This is a genomic window from Gallicola sp. Sow4_E12 (assembly GCF_052116305.1).
Classification (GTDB): Bacteria; Bacillota; Clostridia; order Tissierellales; family Peptoniphilaceae; genus JBQKLI01.
Map to the genome: position 1 here is coordinate 1 of NZ_JBQKLI010000007.1, position 23597 is coordinate 23597.

Annotated in this window: 22 protein-coding genes and 2 tRNA genes; 2 read left to right on the forward strand and 22 right to left on the reverse strand. The window is 35.5% G+C overall.

Going from position 1 to position 23597, the window contains the following annotated elements:
- Positions 1-83: 83 nt before the first annotated feature.
- The 13 genes from ACTQ46_RS04915 to ACTQ46_RS04975 form a co-directional block, all read right to left on the reverse strand.
- A complete protein-coding gene (locus ACTQ46_RS04915) occupies positions 84-221 on the reverse strand; it encodes a hypothetical protein (protein WP_441747809.1) in 138 nt (45 codons plus the stop codon).
- A 44-nt stretch (positions 222-265) separates the two neighbouring features.
- Positions 266-520 carry a hypothetical protein gene (locus ACTQ46_RS04920; RefSeq protein ID WP_441747810.1) on the reverse strand — a complete coding sequence of 85 codons (255 nt, stop codon included), beginning with the start codon at positions 518-520 and terminating at the stop codon, positions 266-268.
- Positions 521-756: 236 nt separating this feature from the next.
- A tRNA-Lys gene (locus ACTQ46_RS04925) sits at positions 757-832 on the reverse strand.
- Between the two features lie 118 nt (positions 833-950).
- Positions 951-1026 (reverse strand) — tRNA-Lys (locus ACTQ46_RS04930).
- A gap of 126 nt (positions 1027-1152) precedes the next feature.
- Entirely contained in the window at positions 1153-1626 is a 474-nt protein-coding gene (locus tag ACTQ46_RS04935; protein WP_441747811.1) for a YcxB family protein, read from the reverse strand.
- 10 nt (positions 1627-1636) lie between these two features.
- Complete coding sequence (locus tag ACTQ46_RS04940) at positions 1637-3091, reverse strand: hypothetical protein (RefSeq protein WP_441747812.1); 1455 nt, start codon at positions 3089-3091, stop codon at positions 1637-1639.
- Positions 3084-4508, reverse strand: a complete 1425-nt coding sequence (locus tag ACTQ46_RS04945) for an ATP-binding protein (RefSeq protein ID WP_441747813.1) — start codon at positions 4506-4508, stop codon at positions 3084-3086. Before ACTQ46_RS04945 ends, ACTQ46_RS04940 begins: the two co-directional genes overlap by 8 nt.
- Positions 4493-5182: a response regulator transcription factor gene (locus tag ACTQ46_RS04950; RefSeq protein ID WP_441747814.1), complete on the reverse strand. Its 690-nt coding sequence runs from the start codon at positions 5180-5182 to the stop codon at positions 4493-4495. Before ACTQ46_RS04950 ends, ACTQ46_RS04945 begins: the two co-directional genes overlap by 16 nt.
- A complete protein-coding gene (locus tag ACTQ46_RS04955) occupies positions 5172-8276 on the reverse strand; it encodes a UvrD-helicase domain-containing protein (protein WP_441747815.1) in 3105 nt (1034 codons plus the stop codon). The genes ACTQ46_RS04950 and ACTQ46_RS04955 overlap by 11 nt, the downstream gene beginning before the upstream one ends.
- Positions 8273-11041: a PD-(D/E)XK nuclease family protein gene (locus ACTQ46_RS04960; protein WP_441747816.1), complete on the reverse strand. Its 2769-nt coding sequence runs from the start codon at positions 11039-11041 to the stop codon at positions 8273-8275. Before ACTQ46_RS04960 ends, ACTQ46_RS04955 begins: the two co-directional genes overlap by 4 nt.
- Positions 11041-11940 carry an ROK family protein gene (locus tag ACTQ46_RS04965; RefSeq protein ID WP_441747817.1) on the reverse strand — a complete coding sequence of 300 codons (900 nt, stop codon included), beginning with the start codon at positions 11938-11940 and terminating at the stop codon, positions 11041-11043. The genes ACTQ46_RS04960 and ACTQ46_RS04965 overlap by 1 nt, the downstream gene beginning before the upstream one ends.
- Positions 11937-13583: a nucleoside kinase gene (locus ACTQ46_RS04970; RefSeq protein WP_441747818.1), complete on the reverse strand. Its 1647-nt coding sequence runs from the start codon at positions 13581-13583 to the stop codon at positions 11937-11939. Before ACTQ46_RS04970 ends, ACTQ46_RS04965 begins: the two co-directional genes overlap by 4 nt.
- On the reverse strand, positions 13576-14535 hold the full coding sequence (locus ACTQ46_RS04975) for an RluA family pseudouridine synthase (protein WP_441747819.1): 960 nt from the start codon (positions 14533-14535) through the stop codon (positions 13576-13578). The genes ACTQ46_RS04970 and ACTQ46_RS04975 overlap by 8 nt, the downstream gene beginning before the upstream one ends.
- A 111-nt stretch (positions 14536-14646) precedes the next feature.
- Between ACTQ46_RS04975 and ACTQ46_RS04980 the strand changes: the two genes are divergently transcribed.
- Positions 14647-15054 (forward strand): hypothetical protein, encoded by a 408-nt coding sequence (locus tag ACTQ46_RS04980; RefSeq protein ID WP_441747820.1) that lies wholly within the window; start codon positions 14647-14649, stop codon positions 15052-15054.
- 93 nt (positions 15055-15147) lie between these two features.
- Positions 15148-15507, forward strand: a complete 360-nt coding sequence (locus ACTQ46_RS04985; RefSeq protein ID WP_441747821.1) for a DUF2871 family protein — start codon at positions 15148-15150, stop codon at positions 15505-15507.
- Positions 15508-15727: 220 nt separating this feature from the next.
- On the opposite strand, the gene ACTQ46_RS04990 is transcribed toward ACTQ46_RS04985, so the two are convergent.
- The 9 genes from ACTQ46_RS04990 to ACTQ46_RS05030 form a co-directional block, all read right to left on the reverse strand.
- Positions 15728-16684 carry an RnfABCDGE type electron transport complex subunit D gene (locus ACTQ46_RS04990; RefSeq protein WP_441747822.1) on the reverse strand — a complete coding sequence of 319 codons (957 nt, stop codon included), beginning with the start codon at positions 16682-16684 and terminating at the stop codon, positions 15728-15730.
- The gene (gene rsxC, locus ACTQ46_RS04995) at positions 16677-17987 is read right to left on the reverse strand and encodes an electron transport complex subunit RsxC (RefSeq protein ID WP_441747823.1); all 1311 of its coding nucleotides are present in this window, start codon (positions 17985-17987) and stop codon (positions 16677-16679) included. The genes ACTQ46_RS04990 and rsxC overlap by 8 nt, the downstream gene beginning before the upstream one ends.
- A gap of 23 nt (positions 17988-18010) precedes the next feature.
- Entirely contained in the window at positions 18011-18553 is a 543-nt protein-coding gene (locus tag ACTQ46_RS05000) for a DUF6648 family protein (RefSeq protein ID WP_441747824.1), read from the reverse strand.
- A 131-nt stretch (positions 18554-18684) separates the two neighbouring features.
- The gene (locus ACTQ46_RS05005) at positions 18685-19110 is read right to left on the reverse strand and encodes a hypothetical protein (RefSeq protein ID WP_441747825.1); all 426 of its coding nucleotides are present in this window, start codon (positions 19108-19110) and stop codon (positions 18685-18687) included.
- Between the two features lie 60 nt (positions 19111-19170).
- Positions 19171-20112, reverse strand: a complete 942-nt coding sequence (locus ACTQ46_RS05010) for a TIGR01212 family radical SAM protein (RefSeq protein ID WP_441747826.1) — start codon at positions 20110-20112, stop codon at positions 19171-19173.
- Positions 20109-20948 (reverse strand): Cof-type HAD-IIB family hydrolase, encoded by an 840-nt coding sequence (locus tag ACTQ46_RS05015; protein ID WP_441747827.1) that lies wholly within the window; start codon positions 20946-20948, stop codon positions 20109-20111. Before ACTQ46_RS05015 ends, ACTQ46_RS05010 begins: the two co-directional genes overlap by 4 nt.
- 49 nt (positions 20949-20997) lie before the next feature.
- Positions 20998-21351 (reverse strand): DUF1292 domain-containing protein, encoded by a 354-nt coding sequence (locus ACTQ46_RS05020; RefSeq protein WP_441747828.1) that lies wholly within the window; start codon positions 21349-21351, stop codon positions 20998-21000.
- 49 nt (positions 21352-21400) lie between these two features.
- On the reverse strand, positions 21401-22786 hold the full coding sequence (gene pepD, locus ACTQ46_RS05025; protein WP_441747829.1) for a beta-Ala-His dipeptidase: 1386 nt from the start codon (positions 22784-22786) through the stop codon (positions 21401-21403).
- Positions 22787-22846: 60 nt separating this feature from the next.
- A complete protein-coding gene (locus tag ACTQ46_RS05030; RefSeq protein ID WP_441747830.1) occupies positions 22847-23596 on the reverse strand; it encodes a peptidylprolyl isomerase in 750 nt (249 codons plus the stop codon).
- Position 23597 lies beyond the last annotated feature (1 nt).

Here is a 23597-nt window from a genome sequence, read left to right on the forward strand (position 1 = left end):
GTATTCTGCGATATCCATAGTTTTCGTGTTTTTTACGAATCTCTAGGATTTTATTCTTAAAGAAACGATCTGGATCTTCTCGCTTAAAGCGTTTTTGCCAATACATATACGGTATTCGGGATCAGTTTACTGATGATGGATAAAATTGTTTCTGTAGTCCGGTCTTCTATGAAGATATATGTATTTTCTGGGAAAGTTTCTTCGCTTTCGGCTCTCTCCATATTGAAGCTGTCTCTTAATAGCCGATACACAACAAAATGAACACTTACTTAGTTTCCAAAGGTAGACGGCGCTCAAGCATATCCCGAAGCTGTTCTTCTTTATGGAAATACCATATCTTTTCTGTGAAAGCATCTGCCATCATCTGAAAAAGAGTTTCCGCTGTTTTTGCTGAAGGCAGCAGTTTTCCTGTAGACCATTTGCTGATATAGCTTACATCGTAGCCGATTCTTTCGCTAAGTTCCTTCGGTTTCAGTTCGGATATTTTTATTAAGTTTGAAAAAATTACTGAAAATTTCATAGAATCACTCTTTTTCTAAATTATACTAGGGATGTTTTTCTTTCAGGTTTTGAGAATAAAGTAATTTTACGACATAATAAGAAAATAATCAATAAAACTTTTGACTTGAATCAATTTATATTGTTTTCATTATAGAGTTCTTTTGATTATATACCCATTTAAGGCACTTTAGATTATGAATAATTGAAGTTATAAAATATTATAAAAAAAAAAGCGATATCTTTCGATATCGCTACTGGTGACTCATCGGGGACTCGAACCCCGGACACCCTGATTAAAAGTCAGATGCTCTACCAGCTGAGCTAATGAATCAAATTTTGAACCTAAAATAGTATAGCATTCTTTTGTCATTCTAGCAAGTTTTTTCTTCGTTTATCTTCAGTTTTAATACTACTGTAAATAAAAAAGCAATATCTCTCGATATTGCTTGTGGTGACCCATCGGGGGCTCGAACCCCGGACACCCTGATTAAGAGTCAGATGCTCTACCAACTGAGCTAATGAGTCGTACTTTGAACCTTTGTTAGTATAGCACTCTCAACTCTTCCTAGCAAGATGTTTTTATATTCCACTCGTTTTCTAAACCTAAAGCAAATAAGGATGGTTGTATTTTCACCATCCTTATTTTATAAATTATCTTCTTACAGGATTTAAAGTTTGAATCTTTTTATCCATTTCCTGTATTTCTTGTTCTGTAAATGCTCTTTTCGGCAGAAAAAGAAAGGCTCCATTTTCTTCTTCTATAAAGTAGAACTCTTTCTCGGAATGAATATTTTTAACATCCTCCCATTTATGAAGTCCTGAAGCATTTTTTGTTTGTACATCTATCCCCTGCTCTACAATTAAAACACGATAATCTTCCTGAAACATTTCAACAAATTCATAAATCTTCTTAGGTTTTAAGTAGCTTTGATAAAAAAGACCTCCTATACCGATTAATCCGGCTAAGAGCAGCAGCCAGCGAAACATTCCTTCCATCAAAAACGCTCCTGCAATACATGCTAGATAGAGAATAATATCATAGCCTTTTATTACTTTTGATTTTTTCATAGCTTGACGATATCCTCTTATAAATTCGTCTTTTTCGTATTTAAAATTGAGCTCCATTCAGTTCTCCTTATTGATTTATACTATATTCTACCGGAATTCTCTCTGTGCTCTTAAAGGCCTCTTCCCAAAGGCTGGAAAACCGTTCTGAAGCCCACTCCTCCATTACGATACTGCTGCTTCCATATAATGGAATCGATGCTATGGGATAAACGGTATCTTCATGGGAATAGATCAAGAGTTCATCCGGGCTTTGAATAACAATCAAGTCTTCTTTAGGCGAACTGACGGCGTCGATCGCATCCGGCACCATGTTTTTAATCTTCGCCCAGCTGAAATTTTTCTCGCTGTCCATATCGATATCGTTATTCGGCACAATGTTTAAATTCACTTTTTTAGTTTTTACAGATCCTTCTTTCTCATAATGAAGATTTGTGGCAAACACCCATTTCCCATTCTCTCGGACGATTCCGATATTCTCCACTTCTTCCTGCACATCTATTTCTTTTGGATCGATACCAAGACCAGCCGCTTCTTTTGATGTGGTTTCCGACAGTATTTTGAGTCCCGTTGCTCCGGCAAGGTCTGTGATTTTTAAAGGCTCTCCAGATAAATTATCTAATTCTTTCATATTATAATCTGAACCCGGCTCCCCTTCTTTTGTATCCATATAGCTGATATAATTTGGATCTACAAAGGTTGTAATAAGTTTGTTTTTTGAACTAAGAGAATTTTTGCTGTCTTCTTTGATTCCTATATCTTTCGCTTTTATGACTTCTAAAGGCTCCTTAGTATAGTCCATGAAATGTTCAGCGGTCCAATAAGAATTCTGTCTTGGAATAAAAAGATCACGGGTCAAATAAACAGTAATATTACCTTCTTCATTCTTTCGGATAAAATAAGTATGATAATTATTTACACTTCTCCCCTCGATTTCATCCGCTGTACGGATACCTAATAATAGTGCCGTATCAATCCTTTCAAGACTTTTTGATCCGGATAAAATTTCTCGATCTAGAGCGATATATTCAGTAATTAAATTCTTGTCTACTGTATCGGATTTTCGTTTTGCACGATACAGATATCCACTATATACAAAAAGGATGGTATTATGATCCAGCATCAGTATATCTTGATAAAACCTTTCTCCGTCGGAGATGGAAATTACTTCAAGATTTTTATCTATTTGTGCCTGAACTGCTTCGTGATTCCCATATTTATACAGGAAATAATTTTTTCCGTTAACGTACTTTGAGGAAAAAACCGGAGTCGTTGTATAGCGGCTTTTCATTAATACTAATTCAGGATCAAAATACAGTTCATCTCCCTTTTCTAAATCCGCTTTTCCATTCGAACTGTCAGCAATCTGCTCCTTCGATTCGATACCCCAGGTTCCCTGAACCGAATGCTTCGAAGCTTTAGGCGTTACTATATTGTCATTTGTTTGGGAGGAGGTATTTACAGGGATACAGGAACTTAGAAGGAGAAGACTGATCATCAATATTGCAGTTTTTATTCTAATCACCATTTTCCTCCTTTGGTATGTTCACTTTTATTCTAGTACCCTGATTCAGTTTGCTGCTTATGATCATATCGCCATGATGGGCTTTAACGATCTCTTCGCATATAGAAAGACCTAATCCTGTATGAGAATTGCTGTTGTTTCCGCGATAAAATTTTTCTGTCACTTTGTTGATTTCATCTTGCCCGATACCGATGCCTGTATCTATAACTTCTAGTATGACCGTTGATTCATCGCTTAAAATATTCATCATTACAGTGCCTTCTTCTTCCGTAAATTTTAGAGCATTATCCACAAGGTTTATAAGTACTTGCTTAATACGGTTCGGATCCACAAAAGCAAAGATATCTTCTTCTTCATGATTGATAACAAGGTCGATACCCAAAGATTTTGCCCGGGGCGTCAACTGGCTTTTTATAGACAGGGCCAGTTCTGTAATATTCGTTTCTTCTTTTCGAAGATTCACCCGTCCTGAAGTAAAACGTGAAAAATCCAAAAGCTCCTCAACCATATCGCTTAAGCGTATACATTCGCCTTCAATAATACTTAACCCTTCTCTTACCAGTTCTTCATCGCTAGGATCATAAAGCAGTGTACTTGCCCATCCGTTTATAGAAGTAAGCGGTGTCCGAAGTTCATGGGATACAGAAGAAATAAAGTCGTTTTTGATACGATCTTTTTCTTTGATATTGTTGGTCATAATATTTACAGTTTTCCCTAAAACGCCGATTTCGTTAAAGTCGTTTTCTTCTGCATGAACATCAAGCTGTCCGTTTGATATTTTTTCTGCCACCTTTGTCAGATTATTAATCGGCTTTACAATAGACTTCGCCATAATATAACTGATAAAAATCGTTAAACCGATTAAGACGATTCCAAATAATGCATAGATTAAAAACCGCTGCATAATAAGTTCATCAACCGTCTCCAAAGAGGTAGAAATTCTCAAGATTCCAACTTGTTCGCCTCTTGATTTCAATGGACGCGCCACAGTCATGACTTTTTCCTCAACAGCAGGATCCTTTCCTATATAGTTTCCCTCTTCTCCGTTTAAAGCATCCAGCGTATCGCTGGTTTCTATTTTTTGTCCAAGCTGTGTGGAAGCGGTGCTGTCAAAGAGCACAACACCAGAGTTGTTTAAAATCTGTATTTGTCCGTCGTTATTTCTATAAAACTGGTCTTTATCCTGTATAATTACATCTTCTAGACGATAGTCGGAAAGATAGGATGAATACATATACGTAGAATAGCGTATTTGATTTTCCAATATCCCGTGTATTGTTGAATAGTAATAGTTTTGCAAGGAATAAAAGGATACACCTTCAAAAACTAAAATGATCGCAATGGATAATAATGTAAAGAATCCTATAATCCGATTTTGCAGACTAAGCTTGATCTGCCTTTTTATTCTGTTTTCCATCTATATCCTGTTCCCCAAACGGTTTCTAAATACACTGGTTTGCTTGGATTTTCTTCCACTTTTGACCGCAGTCTTCGAATATTTACATCGACAATTTTATTATCCCCGTTGTATCCTTCTCCCCAGACTAGATCTAAAAGTTCCCCTCTTGTGAAAGCCTTGCCTGGATTTTTAAGAAACAAAGTCGCAAGATGAAGTTCGTTCGGTGTCAATACGATTTCTTTGTCATTTTTTTTGAATATTTTTGAATAAAGATCCAAGGAAAAAGGTTCTAATTCGATTACATTTCCTTGAGCTTTTTCCTCTGGTTTGATTCTTCTTTTTAAAGACTTGATGCGAAGAATAAGCTCTTTTGGATTAAATGGTTTGCTTAGATAATCATCTGCACCCTGTTCAAATCCTGTAATCTTGTCATCATCTTGTGTTTTAGCCGTCAGCATAATTATACCTATGGCATCCATGTTCTGCCTTAAATAGCTGCATACTTCATAACCGTTGATGCCTGGCAGCATAACATCTAAGATAGCAATCTCAGGCTTATTTTCTTCAGCAAGAACAATACCCTCTTCTCCGCTTCCTGCCTCTATCACTTCATAACCTTCCCGCTCAAGGTTGATTTTTGTAAATTTTCTAATATTATCTTCATCTTCAACAAGTAATATTTTATCGGACATTTTCTGCACCGCCTTTTACTGTTTTTTCTACTTCTTTTATGAACTCATCTATTTGTTCCAACATTTTTATCTTTTCTCTTTCATTATAAGTAACAGGGATTTTCTCTCTATTTTCTAAATTATAGATTTCCAAACTGATGTTTTTAGAGAAAAGTTTTTCGCATACATATCCATAAAACACCATCTGGAGTTTATATCGTTTCATCAAGCTTTCCTTTTTCTGGCGGGAAAGTTTATAGTCGATAATTTTTAAGTTCTCTCCGCTGAATTCGATCCGGTCGATAACCCCTCGAAAACTTTGTCCCTTAAGGCTTATCATAAAAGGGTACTCTTTCTGTATTTTATCATATTTCCCATCTCTTTCTAAGGACTCGATAAAATTATCCTTGTATCTTGAGAAAAGATGTCTTTCTTTTTTATCCACATTATATTCTTTAAGTATTTCATCTAATAAAACTTCCGAATCTAAATTCTTTTCATATCTTTCTGCGAAGCTATGGATAATCTGTCCCTTTAAAAACGAGGGCATTTCCAGTTCAAATTCTTCTTCATCCGCCTTATCTTTCTGAAAAAAGGATTCTATTCCTTTGTCGAGATAATCGATTACTTTCGTAATACTAAGAGCCTGTAAAGAAAATTCCTTCGGTGCTTCTGTGAAAATTAAAGGATATTCTTCTACTATTTTTCTTTCTGCCGGGATTTCCGGATTTTCTGTTCTTTCTTGAATCTCCAGTTCGTAAGCTTGTTTTTCTGCTGTTAATTCATCGATAGTTTCTTGAATAATTTTCTTATAGCCGCTGTTATTTCCGCTAAGACCTAAATAGAGATTCTCTTTCGCTCTTGTCATAGCTACATAATAAAGATTGTCTCTTTCGATCAGAAGGCGTTTTTTTTCCTTTTGACCTATTTTTTTATACCGGATATCCCGGTCCCGAAGCTTCATTGCGATTCCAAAGTTTTTATCCAGTTTTATTTTGCTTTGATTTTCCAACAATTTCCTGTTTAATGCTGGAACAAATACTTCATCAAAGCCGAGCCCTTTTGACTCGTGTATTGTCATAATTTTTACAACAGGGCTCTGTTCATCTTCCACCTGCATCTGCAGATCTTCTCCTTTTTCTCCTAGAAGTTCCGTTATAAATCCTTCGAGAGTCAAATATCGTTCATCTGCTTCTCGTGCGATACTTAGAAGCTTATAAAGATTTCCCTGTCTTTGATAATCGCTGTAGTCTCGATTTAGTTTTTCAAAGACTTCGTATTTATTCAAGATATCTATTAGCAGATAGTATAAACCTTTCGAATGTATCGACTCCAAAAATCCATTTCTTTTTTCTTCCAAATCATCCCACACCGCCATTATCTTTTCTGAAATATTGTAACTAAGACCTCTTCTCATATTAAGAAGTTCTTGGATTTCATGTAAGGGCAGATTGTAGAAAAGACCATTCAATACACCTGTTAAGGATACCTCATCATCTTTATTGTATATAAATTTCAAAATATTAATCATATCGAGAATTTCATCCGTTCTGTAAAACCCCGGAGATTTCATAATATAATAAGGAATTTCTCTCTCTTTTAATCCAGGAAGGATCTCTTTTAGAAGGGTTCTGGCAGAAAGAAGAACACTATAATCTCCGTAGGCTTTATCCTGATGAGAGACACGCTCCTTTATAGAAGAGGCCATAACTTCCCCTTCATCAGATCTTGAAAAATCTTTTCCGGATGCTAAGGTAAAGAGCGATACGGCTTTTTTATCTCTATGAGCCTGCAATGGATGAAACCTTTCTTCCATCTGTCTTTGAAAAATTTTATTTACAGGATCTAAAATATTTTTATCGGAGCGGAAATTATCTTTAAATACAATTTCTTCTCCTCCGCCTTCTAAAATATCTTTTCTAGTTTCTTCAAACACGAAAATATTAGCTCCTCTAAAACCGTATATCGACTGTTTCGGATCGCCAACGACAAAAAGATTATTGCAGTCGAGTTTTCTTTTCCTTGACGTAAGCCGATAAAAAATTTCTTTTTGAATATCGTTGATATCCTGATATTCATCGATCATAAAGTAGCGGTACTCATTCTGGAGTTCTTTTCTAATACTTTCATTTTCTGTCAGCTTATAGACAAGATGCTCCAAATCAGAAAAATCCATCACACCGAGTTTGATTTTCTCATCTTTATATCGTTTTTCAATTTCGATTAGAATCTTATCGAACAAGATTTCATATAGAGGAATTTTTTCTTTCTCCTTCGAAAGGAAATAACTGTTTAATTCTTCAAGAATTTCGTCGATATGTTCTCTATCTTTTACAGTACTGGTTTCTAGAAGATCTCTGATCTCTTTTAAAAAGTCATCGGTGATTTCTTCTCCTTGAAGGATTCTTTCCTGCTCTTCTTTAGCGAGGAATTTATAGATTTTAGTATTCTTTTTTAATGATGCCTTCAGTTCTTCCAATTCATAACGAAGATCAACCAGATCCAAAGAATTTTTATAACTGTTGAGATTCTCAAGGGTTTTTTCTTTAAGCGTTTTTAATGATATAGGATAAATGCGAAACTCTTTATAAAAACCCATAATTTCTTCCAATAATGAGGAAAAATGAAAGATCGACAGTTCTTCAACCAATTCTACCAGCAGAGAGCTTTTATCGGTCTCCATCTCCGTCTGAAGTTCTTTCAATACTTCAACTGAGATTTTTGTTAAGAGCTCCTCGGATTCTCTCTCCTCCATCACGGTGAAGAGAGGGTCAATCTTTACTGGATAAGAATAATCTCTAAGTATTTTCGAAAAAAATCCGTGGATCGTCGTTATATTGCTATTCTCAATTTCTCGAATCATTTCAAGATCTAGTTCTTCCTTATTCAGAACCATTTCTCGGATTCTCTCCTTCATTTCATTTGCAGCTTTTACAGTAAAGGTTATTGCCACAACGGATTCGATAGGAGCCTTTGCGTTCATTATTTTTTCATCGATAATTTTTAGATATCTTCTCGTTAAAACTTCAGTTTTTCCAGTTCCTGCCCCGGCATTCACAATTACATTTCCTTCAATAGCAAAAACAGCCCTTTCCTGTTCTTGTGTTAACTTCACCTCTCTTTCCTCCTCTCCATACAAATCATATTATATTCGCAGTAGCTGCAGACCTTATCATCCTCTGCTCCTTTAGAAAATTCTTTCATCCCTATCCCTTCAAGAATGTCGTTTATCTCAAAGCGGATATCCTGCTGCATTTTTTTTACTTCTTCTCTCGATACTTCTTCTGATCGTTTCCCCTCTTCCGTTGTCCTATAAAAAACATGAATTTCTTCTTTTTTAACGGATAAGTATCTGCAGCTGACTGGTTCTGCTGCGAGACTATATATAGGAAACTGCAGTGTTTTTCTTTTTTCAATATCTTTCCAATATTTAATAGAAGCAGATCCCAGTTTATAATCTACTAGTTTAACTTCTCCATCTGTAGACTGGTCTATTCGATCGATCCGTCCATTGATGTGGACGATCTGTTCTTTATCTCCGGATTTAAACACATGCTCTACTTGAATCTTTGCTTCAAAATGAGAAGGATAGAATTTTTTTTTGTGTTTTCCTAAATCTTCTAAATCTTTTCGAATTAGTTTTAAAATATGACCGCTATAAAGTTTTAATTCTAATCTTGTTTCTTCCAAGTTTAAATTAAAACCAAGGCTGCCCGCCCTTTGAAAAAGATTCTTCTCTATAAATTCTTTGCTTCCCGACCAGTCATAGAACCCTTTATCTAAAAAGGTTCTTATGTTTTTATTATAGTACTTATAATACATCTCTAAGACTTCATGACACAGCTCTCCTAGACGAAACGTTTCTTGGGCTTTTGGATCGACATAGGGAGATTGTATATTCATTACATATCGATAATTGTATTTTGCAGGACAGCTTTGATATGTCTCCAGTTCAGTAACCGAAAAAAATGATTTCAAATAAAAATTATTGTCTTTCTTAATTTCTGTGTTTCTCTTTGTAAAAATTCCTTTATATCTTTTTAAGTCTTCCACTGTACTGATAGAATTTGGTAGTGGACGTATAAAATCTTTTACAGTATATTTTTCTATATCTTCATTCCCGCTCATTATTTCTCTTAGATAAAAAGACGGGAGATCATCTTTGCAATAAGAAAAGAATACAGATTTCTTAGCCGAGCTTAAAGCTGTCAAGAAATTCAGCCTGTCTTCTTCCTGATCCTCCCTTTTATTGTGAAGAGAAATTCCAGAATTTTTTAATTCTTCGATCGCTTTTTCTTCAAAGAAATAATGATACTCGGTTTTTTTTGGATAATTTTTGTCTTTCATTCCTGGAATAAGGACTAGATCATAAGAAGTCAATCGAATATCCTGAAGTTTTTTGATTTGAACGCCTTTTATCAAAGAATTTCCTGCATTTACTGTATAGTTTTCGAAAACTTCCATTAAAAACTCCCGATACTCTTTAGGATTTAAAGTCAGTAAAAACCCATTATATTGAGATCTAACCCTCTCAAACCATAATAAAATTTCTTTATAGGCTGATTTCAGGGAAAGGTCCTCTTCTAAGAGACGCTTACTTTTAATTATCTCTATTATTCTATTTAAAAGAGAGCCGCTGACATTCTTCCGTATTAGTACATGCCATTCTTCTAATTCTTCAAGAATTTTCTGTATCTTTTCCTGGTCTCTTGCTAAACAGATATCCTGATCCTCTCTATACTCCCTTATTGTTTGATAGTTTTTTAAATGGATAAGATTCTTCAAGACAAATGCGGACTCTTCCTTGATTTCCGGCAATATAGAATTGCCGATATTCCCCAACAAAAACTCCTGATTGCTTTCATATTCCCATAGAAGGGATCTAAATTCTTTAAAAAGGTTTATTTTAAGCAGAGGTATATTTCTTTGATAATGGAAAGGAATCTGCTCTTTTTCCAAATGATAAAGAATTAAATCTTCCTGTTCTTTATTTTTTAGGGCAATTACCATTTCTTCAAAGGGTATTCCTTTTATTCTTTGTCTTTTTATTTCTTGAGAGATTCCTTTAGCTTCTAGATAGGGATCTTCCGCCATTAGGACTTTAATATTCTCTGCTTGGACTTTTTCCTGGCTTGCAAGATTCTTAGCAAGCCTTTGAAAACTCTTCCTTTCAGTTTCAATCCGCTCTTCTATGAAGCCTATCTTTCTGAGCTTTCTCAATGTCTTTTCTACGATAGAAAAATCTTCTATGCTATGAAAATAAATTTCTGTATTATTACAGGAAACTTCTTTTATCCACTGCATTTCTACAGGTCTAAATTCCTGAAATCCATCTATATAAATATAATATCCTTTGAATTGTTCGCAGATATTTTTATCGAAATCTTTAAATCCATAAGGATCCGGAATATTAAACAACTCCATCTGTCTTTCGTATTCTTCCAATATTAAGAGAATAACTTCTAGAGATTTTAATTCTATAGACTTTCTTACTACAGCCAAGTCTTTATGAGAATTTCTTATGAGAGATAGTATTTGTCTGCAGATAGCAAGAAAGCCCTCGGATAGATAAAGGCTCTCTTGTTCGACTATTTTTTTCTGCTGCAGATTTTCAACACTTTTTCGAAGAAGAATATTCATAAAATATTTTCCGATATCTTGATGAAGATGGTGTTGATTCAGCAATTCTTCAAAGGTAGCAATCTTTAAATTTCCTATAACGCCCAAACGATTCAGGATCTTTTTTGAAAGGACATCTACGATATCCCGGTTGGGAAAGATTATTAAAAAATCTTCTTCTCGGTCTATATGTTCGTATATTTTATTTTCTAAAATTTCTAAAGATTGGTTCGTAAAGTTCTCTTTAAATATCTTAAGCATTATTTATATCCTAATTTTTCAAATGCAAGTTTTCCTGCACCGATGACTCCTGCATCGTTTTGGAATTTTGCTGCAGTGATTTCCATTCCTTCAGGACGATTGCAGATTTTTTTATACTGTTCTATAGCTTCATCCCACCAGTGCTCTTTCGTTTCTATAAAACCTCCGCCGATTACAACCCCTTCCGGATCAAAAATATTTTTTATGGAAGCGAGATACAATCCTAAGTCATGGGCAATTCTTTTTACTGAATCTTTCGCAGCTTGGTCTTTTTCAATCTTTGCAATAATTTCAGGACCTGTTTCCTCTTTGCCTGTCAGTTCTTGATAGTTGATGCTTAAAGCTGATCCTGCAATATATTTTTCGGCACATCCATGTTGTGTACAGGTACATAGTCTTCCTTCTGGATATAAAATCATATGTCCCAATTCTGCCCCTTGAAAATTAGCTCCTTGCCAAAAGCCCATTTTATGATCATAAATTGCTCCGCCAAGTCCAGTCCCCATCGTAAGCATGACGAAGGACGAATAGTCTTTCGCTGCCCCTAGCCATTTTTCGCATAATGCAGCGATATTTGCATCATTGTCAACATATACAGGAATACTGATATTTTTTTCCAGCTCTTCTTTAAGACGAAGACCTGTCCACCCTTCAATATTGCCTGCAAATTTAACAATTCCTTTTTCTGAATCGATAAACCCCGCAGTTCCTATGCCGATCCCCTCAATATCAGAGGTCATCAGCCTATCAATAGAGATACGAATTCTTTTCAGCACTTCGTCTCGTCCGTCTTCTGCATTAGACTGGATGCGGTATTTATCAATGACATTACCTTCCTCGTCGATGACAGCAGAATTGATCTTCGTTCCCCCGATATCAATTCCTATTACTTGTTTCATGCTTCTTCTCCTTTCTTTCCAATAAACTCCCTTAATATAGATCTTGAAGGAATATTTTCTTCTTCTTCAAACTCAATAAAATATTTCAAAAAGGATTTTAGTCTCTTTACATCTTTATAATATATCCCTTCTCGATCATATTGGTCGAATAATTTCATAACATATTTTTTTAGAACAGGTATTTCATATACTAGAGAGGAGTCGATGGCTATATCTGCATAGTCTTGATAAGGATATATATTTTTCTTCTCTCCCTTTCGTACTCCTCTCCACTCGGTAAATACTTCGTCCAAGCTTTTTCCTCTTGTTCTAGTATCTCGAACCATTCGGCGAAGAAGTCGGACATCTGTTGTAGAAATTCGATTATGGGAATCCATATTAAGCTGGGTTAAAGCTGATACATAGACTTTATACTTTTTCTTTTCCGGTATCAAATGGGTTAGTTTTGGATTTAATCCATGAATCCCTTCCAAAATCAGTATGCTTTTCTTTTCAAGCTTTATTTTTCTCCCTGACCTTTCAGATTTACCGGTAATAAAGTTAAATTTCGGCAGTTCTATTTCTTCTCCTTCGATTAATGCAAGCAGATCTTTATTAAAAAGATCCAGCTGAATCGCTTCAAAAGCCTCAAAATCTCGTTTTCCTTCTTCGTCTAATGGAGTATCTTCTCTGTCAACAAAATAATCATCCATATGAAGAGGAATAGGTTTCAGCCCATGAACTCCCAACTGGACAGCTAAACGGTATGCTAGAGTCGTTTTACCCGAGGAACTGGGCCCTGCTATCTGTACCATAGAGATAGAGCCGTCCTTCACTATATTTTCAGCGATAGCCGCTACTTGATTTTCGAAATAGGCTTCTGATACATGGATCAAAAAATCGATATCCTTCTTAAGAATTTTTTCATTTAAACTTCCCACTGAACCAATATCTAATAAATCTGTCCACTTCTTTGAAGATTCAAAAATCTTAGCAAGAGATTTTTCTTCTTTAAAAGGCGGGACTCTTCCTCCGGTTTCTGGAGTAGGTATCACGATAACAACTCCTGGATAATAAGAATGAAGTCTGAACTTCTCGATGTATTTTGTAGCAGGAGCCAGATAACCGTGGAATGAAAAATACCTTCCATCTACTGTATATATATCAAACTCCTCTTTTTTCAATGTTTTCAGCAGACGGATCTTGTCTGCATATCCTTCTTTTTCAAAAAGGGAGATCGCAATATCGCGATCTACACTTTTTCTTTCTATCGGAAGATCTTCTTTGATAATCTTCTCCATTTCCTTTTCTATAAGATAAAGTTCTTCATGTTTTAAAGCTTCTCCGTCTTTTCTTTCTAAATAGAGTCCGTTTCCGATTGAATGCTCTACGATAATATTGTGCTCCGGTATTACTCTTTTCGCAGCTAGTATAAAAATTAAGGTTATAGTTCTAGATAAAATCCGATACCCGTCAGCTGAATTTCTATAAACCCAGTTGATTACTGCATCCTTCTCTATTATATAATCCAAGTTTTTCATTTCATTATCGACAAGGGCAGCCACGATTTGTTTCATATTGTCGGCATATCTTTCTGCTATTTCTTTTAAACTTCGGTCTTCTTGTATTTCTTTGAGCTTTCCCTCGATGGAGAGTCTAATCACGAGGATCACCTCCAAATAGAACTCTGTAAATTTTTAAGAAATTTTCTGGGAGAGGAGCTGTAATTTTTTTCTGATTAAGATGCCCTTCTATATTATTAAACTCTAATCCATAGGAATGAAGAAGCTGAAAAGAAAGACCCAGTTTTTTCATCTTCTTGTTTATATTTCGATCCCCATATTTTATATCTCCAATAACCGGATGGCCTACTGCCGCTAAATGAGCTCTGATCTGATGAGTTCTGCCTGTAATCAATTCTATTTCAATATAGGAATATTCACCATTTGTGTGAAGATTTCGTACTTTTGTGATGGACTCTTTTCCGCTTTCCCGAACTTCAACTTTGTTAATCTCTTCATCTTTTTCAAGACTTTTCGTAATCCTTTGATCTCGAATATTTCCTTTACAGATTGTACGGTATATCTTCGTAATATTTCGCCCGCGAAACTGCTGATTAAAATATTTCAGCGAATGGGCATTCTTGCATCCCATAATCAATCCGCTTGTATTTCGATCAAGGCGATTTGCCAAAGCGGGTACGAAACTTTTTTCCTTTCTAGGGATATATTCTTCTTGTATAATAAGATAGGTAACAAAATGATCAACAATTGTTCTTCCATAATCCTCTGGCCCTGCAGGATGAGACAGCATGTCAACAGGCTTATTGATCAGGCAGATATCTTCATCCTCATAAAGTATGTCGAGATGAACCTTCTTAAGCTCTCTTTCTTTTTCAACTTCATACTCTTTCAAGACTTCGTCATAGATATAAATATTCAAAACATCATCTTTGTTTAATATCTGGTCCGGCTGGGCGCGTTTCTTGTTTACCTTAATTTTTTTTGTACGAATATATTTCTGCAGCAGATGGTTCGGTGCTTTCGGCAGATATTTTTTTAGAAAACGATCCAATCTTTGTTCTTTGTCATTTTCTCCGATAATTACTTCTCTCATTTTAGGCTCCTTTTGGCAATCTTTTTCTTTATGGTACAATTATATCATGTATTCATAAAGCTGTTGAATGGGCTTTACTCCATCAGCAGATATATAGCAAAGGAGCTCAAAATGAGAAAATTTATTGGAAGAGTTAAAGACACCCTTTATGATTTGAATCATCTTATGTGGATCTTAATCATCATTTTAGCGATGGGCATTATTATAAGTTTTCAAACCTATGATCTTTTTTCTAGAGATTACACCACCAGCGAAACCTCTGTATCTAATTCCCAATCTCCCGTTTCTAAAGTGGCAGAAGAACCCCCAAGCGAGATTCAAGTGACCATACCAGAAGGTGCAACTTATCTTGATGCAGCCAAAATCTTAATCGATGCAAATATTATCAAAGATGAAGAAAGTTTTGTTAAGCTGATTCAGGAAAAGAAACTTGAAGAAGGCATACTCCCCGGATCCTATACTTTAACCCAAGGTATGGATTATGAAGAGCTTCTGCAAGTTTTAACAACAGAATCATAAATAATAAAAGGCAGATCGAAGTATCTGCTTTTTGCTATTTTTAAATTTTTCGGGTATATAGCTACTAGTCATATTTTTAATAAGGAGGTCTCTATGAAGAAGACATTAAAAAAAGCTATTATATTTACAATTATCGGTTTGGTTCTCGGTGTTTATTTTAGGGAATTTACGAAATGGAATGGATTTGTAGAGGACGGAGCTTTAATCGGTCCCACATCCCTTTCTTTTATGCATACCCACATGCTTACCTTGGGTACAGTAATGACTCTGCTGTTCGGAACAATATTAAACCAGCAGGGGCTGGGACTTCAGTCTTTAGGCAAGCGCTGGGTCTTTTACGAGATCGGCGTTTATCTTACTGTCCTTATGATGTTCATTCGAGGAAATATTCAGGTTTTAAATATCAATCTATCAAATGCTTTAGACGCATCTATATCAGGGTTGGCAGGATAATCCCATATCATTTTAGGAGTTTCTTTTATTCTGATTCTCTTAAAACTTTATAAAACAGCTGAACATTAAAAAGCCTTGAGAGGAATATTCCTCTCAAGGTTTTTTATTTTGAATTTATATAAGAATATTCTTTTTATGTCCTATGTTAAGAAATCAAAACCTTTTTATAAAAACAGAAAATACTTGGTATTTTATTTTCCGCCATATCTCCACTCTTTTTTTATCTTGACTGGCTGATTATACTGACTCCTTTATGACCAAAAACTCTAGGCACTATCCAAGTTTCCAAAAGGGGAGCAGTCAAGTTCATTATTAAAATCGCAACTCCGATTCCTCCAGGAAGATCGAAAAGCTGTCTCAGTATTCCAGTAAGAATCCCTATACAAAGTGCATAATAGAATCTTGCCCTTCGATTCAAAGGGCTGGAAGCATAATCTGTTACCATAAATACCGCAGCAAACATTGCCGTTCCCGAAAGAATATGATAAAATGCAAAATTTAAATCAGATTCTCCAAAAAGCATAGCTGTTAGAAAAAGTCCGCCCATCACTGCTAAAGGCATTTCAAAATGTATAATTTTTCGAATAACAAGATATAGAAATCCTAAAAGAATCGCCCATTTAACCGTTTCGCCTATTCCCCCGCCAATCTCACCGAAAAATATTTGAGATATTTCGGGAGCGCCTGCAAGGATTTCTTTTTGGCCATTTCCCACAAAGGCTAAAGGCGTAGCGATGGAAACTGCATCCGGGCCTGGGGTTATCCAATTTGTAATAATAGGTGTAAAGAGTATCTTAATCAGTACCCTTGAGAAAACTGCGGGATTGAAAATATTGTTGCCGAGACCTCCTGCTATTTGTTTTACAAGGACTATGGCGATAAAAGAACCCAGTATTATAATCCAGAAAGGTACGTTTGAAGGATAGCTCAGCGCAACTAACAATCCAGTTACCGCAGCAGACAGATCCTTCACGGTAATATCTTGTTTCGTTAATTTTTGATAGAGGTATTCAAAGATTATAGAGGATAGTATTCCGATGAGAATCATCCATAAGCTTCTTATTCCAAATTTTACTATAGCCATAGCTGATACCGGTATAAGTGCAATCAGGACATCTCTCATAATATCAGATGTTTTTATAGAAGACTTTAGAAAAGGGGCTTTTGTTTTAGTCATTTTTCATTTCCTTCCATTTTTTGTTAAGGGCCTGTATGCTTTCTAAAAGGGAAATATCTGCAGGACAGATATAGGTGCAGACTCCGCAGGATATACAGCTTTCTGAGCGGAGTTCCGGTACCCTGTCATATCGGCCGTTGATGAAGCTGTTACGTATAATAATCGGCTGCAGAGCTACAGGACAGTTGTCTACACAGCGGGCACATCGAATACAATTTTTTTCTTTCTTTTTTTCTTGTTTTTCTAAGAAAAGAAGAGTTGTTGTATCTTTATCTACGGGAATACTTTTGTCTTCAAAAGCTCTGCCCATCATAGGTCCGCCGTTTATCATCTCAATTTCCCCGTCTTTTAATCCGCCGCATTCTTCTATAAGATCTTCAACAAGAGTTCCGATGCGCACCATAAGATTCTTAGGGTCATTAATCATGGGCCCGGTTACTGTAATAATCCTTTTAATTAAGCTTTTTCTTTCAAAAACTGCATCGTGTATCGCTTTTATAGTAGAAACGTTGGATTGCAGTATTCCCACGTCCCCAGACCGCTGCCCTTCTTCAATCTCAATCCCCAACACTTTTTGAATTTGCAGTCCTGCATGACCTTGAGGATATTCAGAAGATAGCTTATGTATATAGATGTTTTCGGCTTTTTGGTTCTTGATCTCTTTATCAAGACAGCTTATCGCTTCGGTCATGTGATCTTCTATTGCAATATAAGATTCCTCTATTGTATATATTTTTGCAATAAGATCTATGATTTTTATAATCTCTTCGCTGTATTCTATCATGCAGCGATAATCGGTAGTAGAATAAGGTTCGCATTCCGATCCGTTAATTACAAGAAATCTCGTTTCTTCTTTTCCCATCTTGTATTTCACAGATGCTGGAAATCCCGCTCCTCCTTTTCCGGTGATTCCTGCTTCATCTATGATGCTGCTGAATTTTTCCGGCGTTAAATTTTCTATGTCGAATTCTTTCAAATATTCCTTTTCTTCTTTATAATCGTTTTCAACGACTACAACTTCGCTCTCTCCTCGAAAAGAGGAATCTTCTTCGATTTTCACAACCGTTCCTGAAACGGAGGAGTGGATATTTGTTGAAATACCTTCGTCGCTGGAACCTAATAATGTACCTATTTTTACAGCATCCCCCTCTTTCACAACTACATTTGCAGGAGCGCCGATATGCATAGACATAGGGAAATAAAGTCTTTTTGGGATATTGGCTATTTCCACAACCTTATCTTTCGTGGCTTCTTTGTTGTTTGGAATGTCCAAGCCTTTAAAGTCATCTCTAAATAAGCTCATAAATAGTCCTTTCTCTTTTCAGATTAATATTTTGTATTAATATAGTCGCTGATAACAGACTCTCGGATTTCATCGATAAAAACATGATTTTCCTTTAATAGGGCTAAAATCTGAGGATTCATCGTATGAAATACAGCCTTTTCTTTGTCGGTAAAAACAATTTCAAACAGCTGGTCCTTCAAACGCGTAGAATACAGACTTACATAGTAAGATTCCATGTTTTTAAACTCTTTTATAATAAGCATCTGTTCTAATGTTCTGTCCTTTTCATGATAGTAGTTGCGGCATTTATTATAAGCTTCTTGATACTTTCTTTTTTTCTTTCGATCGAATTTGTATTCATTGGCTCTATTATTATAATATTTTGCCATGGTGTTGTAATACTGATAATTATACATACCCTCTTCGTAGCTTAAGATTCTTGAAAAAGGCTTCATTGAAATCTTTTGGATCAATTCCAGATTCTTTTGTATAAATAACTCTTTATCAATTTTACCTTCATCTAACTGATCTATCAGACAATTTCTTTCTTTTAAAAATACTTCTATTTCTTTTTTTATACTCATTATGTACCTATTCTAATCATTTTCAATTAAAAAACCATGAATAGAATTTTATTCTCATTCATGATTTACTCAACAAAGGGTATAAACATCTGTTTATACCCTTTTATTTAAATATAATTATAAAAAAACTATTATTCTAAATGTAATTCAACAGCGCTTTCGTTATAATTTCCCGGTAATACATCTTTTTCAACATTCATACCGATAAAGAAATCGACATTGTACGCTTCTGAAATTTCTTCTAGATTCTTTGTTAGATCTTCTAATAATTTAGCGTCTAATTCTACAATCTCATAAATTCCATCTACATATATTTTTTCAATATCGTAGTCGCGAGAAATAATACCGCTTAGGAAACCGAATAATCTTTCAGTTGTCTTTATGTGAAAATTAGAAGCATTGATTAGGCGTACTGCATAATCTAAAGAGAATATATGTGAATCGTCAGTATCTATAAACACTATATTGCCTGTACCTTCTCTTTTGTCTTTATTCGCCTCATCAATAAGCCATTTTGTTTTACCGCTGCCAGATGGTCCTAAAATATATTTAATCATATTTATCACTACCTTTCTTCTTTTAATCATTATATAATAAATCTCAAATTATTTCATCTATTATATGCAAAGGATTCCCTCTTTATAATTATATAGATCACCTTGAGATATATTTTCATCCTGCATTTCCTTAACGATATCATCTCTTATTTTCCACCAGCTGGTATCCCAATTGCAAAACAAGCTGTCTTCTTCCGGCATTCTGCCTACAATTCTCTGTATAGCAATGTTCGGGTCAAGGAAACGCAAAAACATTTTCACTTCTTCTTTATACTGTTCCAACGTTTTTAATTCAAACTCTTGTCTCTTATACATACTGCCCAGTTCTGTATTTTTAGGAATATAAAGAGAATGGATTTTTACTTGGTCCGTTTCTAAAAGACTAAGAATCTTCGCTCCCTCGATAACATCTTCCATATCATCCCAAGAAAGACCCAATATCATATGGGTGCAGACTTCAAATCCGTATTTTTTTATCTTTATTATAGCATTGATAGTGTCTGACAGGCTATGGCCTCTATTGAGTATTTTTAATGTTCGGTTGTTGACTGTCTGAACTCCTAATTCAAATACGATATCTACTTTATATGTATCAGATATCTTTTGAAGATAGTCTAAATGCTCTCTATGAATACAGTCCGGCCTTGTAGAGATTTGAATTGCTACAACATCCGCCTTCGCCGCTTCCAACATAAATTTCTTGAACGCATCCAAAGGCATATACGTGTTGGAGAAATTTTGAAAATAGGCTATAAAACATTCTGCTTTATATCTCTTCTTAATATATTCTCTGTTCTTTTCCAACTGTTGTGTTATAGAATATTTCTCCGACAAATTTTCAAAAGACCCGCCTTTTTCATTGCAGAAGATACATCCTCCTATACCGGCATGTCCGTCTCTGTTGGGACAAGTTATATCCAGTTTTATCGGAAGCTTATAAACCTTTTTTCCGTATTTCTTTTTTAAATATTCGCTATAGGGATAATAGGGGTCCGCATTCAATTCCTTTCGACCTCCTCCATTGTTAAATGGAATATATCCATTAGTTCTTTTCCTACACCGCTATCATTATTAGAATAGCTGGAAATCCGATCTGCATTCTCCTTAAGAGATTTTGTCGCATTAGCCATAGCAATACCAAGCCCGGCACTTTTTATCATGTCAATGTCGTTGTTTTCATCGCCGATGGTAATGATTTCCTCCCTCTTTATGCCCTTGAGTGTTGCATAATGTCGAATTGCAGAAGCTTTATTGGATCCTTTTTCGAGAAATTCCACCATAACTACATCTTTGCGGAATCCGCGCATTATATGGGCTTCACAGGCATAACCGCCGTTAACAATATCGCTGTATAAAGCAGAGATTCTGTTTTTATTTTCTAGAAACACGATAGTCAGCACTTGAAAGCTTTTTTTCATATCTTTATAATGGCAGATATGATTTAAACTGCAAACTGATCCGGCATGGGCTGTTTTAACATCGCCATCTGGTATAACGATAGAAGTTTTTCGATCTTCATCAAATACATGGAGATACGGTTTTACGCCATAATCTTTTCCTTTTGCTATCACTGTCTGGAGAAGGTCCTGATTCACAGGATTTAGAATAAAAATTTCTTCCTCTTCCATTGCAATAGCTCCATTATTCGCAATAATAGAACAATCAAAATTTAGAAGAGAAATCAATTCAGCGACTTTTTCAAAATGACGGCCTGTAGCTATTACAATATCGATCCCTTTTTTATTAAGTGTGTTGAGAACTTTAACATTTAGCGATGAAATGTTTTTCTCATTATCTAATAATGTACCGTCCAGATCGATACACAGTAATTTATACATAGTAAATCCTTTATTTATAGAAGGCAAGACAAGCTTGCCTTCTGTTTTTTTATGATTCGCTTTCTGACTGCCCGTCTTCTTCGCCTATAAAAAGCTCATGAAAAATACCTGCAACATTATCAAATTCTTCATCCGTTTCAATACTTTCAAGACTGAAAACTTCCGGATCTTCTTGATCCTCCAAATAACGATAAAGAAGAACTTGTTCGTCTTCCATAGAAACTAACGCGATATAGTCTCTGTCTTCTTCCGGAACTTCGAAAATTCCTAATACACCGCATTCTAATTCTGTATCATCTTCCAATGTTAATACGATTGAATCTAGACCTTCTTCTGTATGTCCGTGATCGCAATGATCATGATCGCAGTTATGATCATGAATGTGATTATTATCATCCATCATAATTATCCCTCCTTAAAAAATATTATACCCATTCTCTATAATTTATCTTCTATTTCATTTCTTTTAATAGCGCGCATAGATAATCATTTACCCGCATTGTAGATTCTTTGTTTAATTTTTCTTCGGTTGTATGAACTCCGTCCATATCCGGACCGATAGAAATCATGTCAAGATGAGGATACTTTTCTTGGAAAACGCCGCATTCAAGTCCTGCATGTATGATTTCCACTGTCATATCTTCTTGATAAAGGTCTTTATAGACTTTTACAGCTTTTTCTCGAAGTACAGAGTGTTCTTCAAATGTCCAAGGATTATACTGTTGTGTAATCTCAACTTCTCCGAGTTTACTGAACACTTCAAGGAAATATTCTTCCAATTTCTGAAGTTCTTCTACAGAGGAACTTCTAGTCGAGTCGGTAATGACAATCTCACTTTCTTCGGTGCGGATTATTGCTAAATTCGAAGAAGACTGAACAATATGAGAATATTCCCCTTCCATATAGGAATAAGGTCCGTCCTGCAGTTGGATAAGCGTATCTAAAAGCTCCATGCTTGTTTTCAAATCCATTGCTTTTTCAAGCTTAACCTCTTCAACTTTCAGCTGAAGACCACTTTCTTTTTTTATAAACTCTTTAGCAGCTTCTTCCAATTTTTCTTTATCAAAGCTTTCGCTTGAAAAAATAATAGATGCTTCTTGAGGAATCGTATTATGCATTAGACCGCCGCTAATCTCAGCTATTTGCAAGTCGGCAGTTGAAGCTTTTATCATCTCGCAAAGAATTTTAATTCCATTAAGTCTTCCCAAATGAATATCTGCTCCGGAATGACCGCCGATAAGATTTGAAATAGAAACTTTTATTCCTTCTTTATCCGTTTCTTTAAAATCTGCTTTCATTCTTAAGATGATCGTTTCTCCTCCAGCACATCCTGCTGTCAGTATCCCTTCATCCTCGGAATCGATATTAATAAGATATTTTCCTTTTAAGGCATGTTCTGAAAGGTTCATCGCCCCTTCCAGACCTGTTTCTTCGCTGGTTGTTACAAGTACTTCTAGAGGCGGGTGATTCTCGTCTTCTTCTAGAAGGGCCATAGCCATCGCTATAGCGATACCATTATCTGCACCCAGTGTTGTCCCTTTTCCCCGCAGATATTCGCCGTCTTCGACGATCTCAATAGGATCTTTGCTGAAATCATGGTCGGATTCTACTGTCTTCACACAGACCATATCCATATGGCCTTGTAAAATGACTGTTGGAGAATTCTCATATCCCTTTGATCCTTCTTTTCGAATGATAATATTGTCTGCATTGTCCTGCTCAACTTCTAAACCACGGTCCTCTGCCCATTTTTTAAGATAATTGCTGATCTCTTTTTCCTGACCGGAGCATCGAGGTATATTGGAAATTTCTCTAAAATACGAAAATACTTTATCCATACTTCCTCCTCGTTTTAAAATAATATTATACGCAAAGAGGCGCCCTGAGGGCGCATTCTTCTAGTAGAATTTTTCTACTTCATACTCGCTGCTGATTTTGTTGATATTATCCAAATAGACTTCCTGTTGTTTTAAAGATAATACTTGTCTTTGAATGTCGTCTTTTACTTCTTCAAAGGATGCAGCGTCTGCATCTGTTTTATCATCAACTTTGATTAAATGGTAACCAAATTGAGTTTTAACCGGGTCTGTTACGACTCCTACTTCTGCTGTCTTTGCAGCTTCTTCGAATTCTTTAACCATTTGGCCTTCTTGGAATGTGCCTAATTTTCCGCCTTGATCTTTAGAAGGACATGTTGAATGTTCTTTTGCAGCGTCTTCGAATTCAACTTCCCCTGCTTCGATTTTTTCTTTAATCTCTTTTGCTTTTTCTTCATCTTCAACTAGAATATGAGATGCAGTAAACTGCATTGGCTTTTGGAAATGTTCTTTATGGCTTTCGTAATACTCTTCCAAGTCTTCGTCTTTTAGTTCAATTGTGCTTAAAAGTTTGTTGATCGCATATTGTTTTAAAAGATTCTCATTAGATCTCTCAACTTCTTTTAAATAAGCTTCGTCTTTATCCAGCCCTTGTTTTTTCGCATCCAAGAACATTAATTCCTGATTTACCAATTCATCTGCAACTTTTTTAAGGCCTTCTTCGTTTTGGAACTGCATGCCTTGATTTCCCATCATATTAATAAAGTTTTGAACTTCTTCTTTTGTTAAATCTCTTCCGTTGATTCTAGCCATTACATTGTTTTCTGTCATT

Coding starts and splice junctions, on each gene's coding strand:
- ACTQ46_RS04920 (WP_441747810.1), bottom strand. CDS start 520: ATGAAATTTTCAGTAATTTTTTCAAACTTAATAAAAATATCCGAACTG.
- ACTQ46_RS05005 (WP_441747825.1), bottom strand. CDS start 19,110: ATGATTAAATATATTTTAGGACCATCTGGCAGCGGTAAAACAAAATGG.
- ACTQ46_RS05015 (WP_441747827.1), bottom strand. CDS start 20,948: ATGTATAAATTACTGTGTATCGATCTGGACGGTACATTATTAGATAAT.
- ACTQ46_RS05030 (WP_441747830.1), bottom strand. CDS start 23,596: ATGACAGAAAACAATGTAATGGCTAGAATCAACGGAAGAGATTTAACA.
- ACTQ46_RS05000 (WP_441747824.1), bottom strand. CDS start 18,553: ATGAGTATAAAAAAAGAAATAGAAGTATTTTTAAAAGAAAGAAATTGT.
- ACTQ46_RS04935 (WP_441747811.1), bottom strand. CDS start 1,626: ATGGAGCTCAATTTTAAATACGAAAAAGACGAATTTATAAGAGGATAT.
- ACTQ46_RS04980 (WP_441747820.1), top strand. CDS start 14,647: ATGAGAAAATTTATTGGAAGAGTTAAAGACACCCTTTATGATTTGAAT.
- ACTQ46_RS04965 (WP_441747817.1), bottom strand. CDS start 11,940: ATGAAACAAGTAATAGGAATTGATATCGGGGGAACGAAGATCAATTCT.
- rsxC (WP_441747823.1), bottom strand. CDS start 17,987: ATGAGCTTATTTAGAGATGACTTTAAAGGCTTGGACATTCCAAACAAC.
- ACTQ46_RS05020 (WP_441747828.1), bottom strand. CDS start 21,351: ATGATGGATGATAATAATCACATTCATGATCATAACTGCGATCATGAT.
- ACTQ46_RS04960 (WP_441747816.1), bottom strand. CDS start 11,041: ATGCTTAAGATATTTAAAGAGAACTTTACGAACCAATCTTTAGAAATT.
- ACTQ46_RS04990 (WP_441747822.1), bottom strand. CDS start 16,684: ATGACTAAAACAAAAGCCCCTTTTCTAAAGTCTTCTATAAAAACATCT.
- ACTQ46_RS04945 (WP_441747813.1), bottom strand. CDS start 4,508: ATGGAAAACAGAATAAAAAGGCAGATCAAGCTTAGTCTGCAAAATCGG.
- ACTQ46_RS04915 (WP_441747809.1), bottom strand. CDS start 221: ATGGAGAGAGCCGAAAGCGAAGAAACTTTCCCAGAAAATACATATATC.
- pepD (WP_441747829.1), bottom strand. CDS start 22,786: ATGGATAAAGTATTTTCGTATTTTAGAGAAATTTCCAATATACCTCGA.
- ACTQ46_RS04985 (WP_441747821.1), top strand. CDS start 15,148: ATGAAGAAGACATTAAAAAAAGCTATTATATTTACAATTATCGGTTTG.
- ACTQ46_RS04975 (WP_441747819.1), bottom strand. CDS start 14,535: ATGAGAGAAGTAATTATCGGAGAAAATGACAAAGAACAAAGATTGGAT.
- ACTQ46_RS04950 (WP_441747814.1), bottom strand. CDS start 5,182: ATGTCCGATAAAATATTACTTGTTGAAGATGAAGATAATATTAGAAAA.